Source organism: Exiguobacterium sp. s7 (assembly GCF_018618195.1).
Lineage (GTDB): Bacteria > Bacillota > Bacilli > Exiguobacteriales > Exiguobacteriaceae > Exiguobacterium > Exiguobacterium mexicanum_A.
The window spans coordinates 1-1,216 of record NZ_JACSLO010000036.1 but is presented as its reverse complement, the minus strand read 5'-3'; the positions used below and the strand labels follow the sequence as shown (position 1 = coordinate 1,216).

General features: G+C 47.3%; 10 tRNA genes and 1 rRNA gene. All 11 read right to left on the bottom strand.

Annotated features, from left to right (window positions below):
* Nucleotides 1-137: 137 nt before the first annotated feature.
* Nucleotides 138-214: transfer RNA gene (locus KNP79_RS15585), tRNA-Pro, on the bottom strand.
* A gap of 7 nt (nt 215-221) precedes the next feature.
* Nucleotides 222-298 (bottom strand) — tRNA-Arg (locus tag KNP79_RS15580).
* 5 nt (nt 299-303) lie between these two features.
* A tRNA-Leu gene (locus KNP79_RS15575) sits at nt 304-388 on the bottom strand.
* 7 nt (nt 389-395) lie between these two features.
* Nucleotides 396-470 (bottom strand) — tRNA-Gly (locus tag KNP79_RS15570).
* A 21-nt stretch (nt 471-491) separates the two neighbouring features.
* Nucleotides 492-572 (bottom strand) — tRNA-Leu (locus KNP79_RS15565).
* Between the two features lie 33 nt (nt 573-605).
* Nucleotides 606-681: transfer RNA gene (locus tag KNP79_RS15560), tRNA-Lys, on the bottom strand.
* Between the two features lie 15 nt (nt 682-696).
* Nucleotides 697-772 (bottom strand) — tRNA-His (locus tag KNP79_RS15555).
* Between the two features lie 11 nt (nt 773-783).
* A tRNA-Thr gene (locus KNP79_RS15550) sits at nt 784-859 on the bottom strand.
* A gap of 8 nt (nt 860-867) precedes the next feature.
* Nucleotides 868-943, bottom strand: a tRNA-Phe gene (locus tag KNP79_RS15545).
* Nucleotides 944-968: 25 nt separating this feature from the next.
* Nucleotides 969-1,044 (bottom strand) — tRNA-Asp (locus KNP79_RS15540).
* Between the two features lie 83 nt (nt 1,045-1,127).
* Nucleotides 1,128-1,216, bottom strand: a 5S ribosomal RNA gene (gene rrf / locus KNP79_RS15535); the annotation flags it as partial.

Here is a 1,216-nt window from a genome sequence, read left to right as displayed (position 1 = left end):
CGTCCTGAGCCAGGATCAAACTCTCCAAAGAATTTGATATAGCTCTTTAAAAATGACGAAGCTTGCGCTTCATTCAAAAATTGTAAAACATTTTTGCCTCATCGTTCAGTTTTCAAAGACCAAATTGAATTAAGAAATGGTCGGGAAGACAGGATTCGAACCTGCGACCCCTTGGTCCCAAACCAAGTGCTCTACCAAGCTGAGCTACTTCCCGTTATAAATGGTGCACCCTGAGAGATTCGAACTCCCGGCCTTTAGATTCGTAGTCTAACGCTCTATCCAGCTGAGCTAAGGGTGCATTAATGCGGTCGAGAGGACTTGAACCTCCACGGTGTTAACCACCACTAGGCCCTCAACCTAGCGCGTCTACCGATTCCGCCACGACCGCATATAATTGGAGCGGAAGACGGGATTCGAACCCGCGACCCCGACCTTGGCAAGGTCGTATTCTACCACTGAACTACTTCCGCAATATAAAGTTAGATTAGAGATGCGGGTGAAGGGACTCGAACCCCCACGTCAAAGACACTAGATCCTAAGTCTAGCGCGTCTACCAATTCCGCCACACCCGCATATAATATTTAAGTATAGAAATTAATGAGAAATGGTGAGCCATGCAGGGCTCGAACCTGCGACCCTCTGATTAAAAGTCAGATGCTCTACCAACTGAGCTAATGGCTCATTAATTTTTTAAGATGGGGCGGCTGAAGGGAATTGAACCCTCGAATGCCGGAATCACAATCCGGTGCGTTAACCACTTCGCCACAACCGCCATGAGAAAAATGGTGCCGGCGAAAGGATTCGAACCCTCGACCCTCTGATTACAAGTCAGATGCTCTACCAACTGAGCTACACCGGCGCTGTAAATGGTGGCTTTGGACGGAATCGAACCGCCGACACAAGGATTTTCAGTCCTTTGCTCTACCAACTGAGCTACAAAGCCAACTTATTAAGTTTAAATAAAAAAATGGCGGTCCCGACGGGATTCGAACCCGCGATCTTCTGCGTGACAGGCAGACATGTTAACCACTACACCACGGGACCGTTTTAAATAATTATTGTATCGACTTTACCTATTTTAAATGTCATCAAGAGTAAAGTCAATAATTTTTTCAAAAAAACAATCAGCCTGGCAGCGTCCTATCCTCACAGGGGGAGACCCCCAACTACTTTCGGCGCTGAAGCGCTTAACTTCCGTGTTCGGCATGGGAACGGG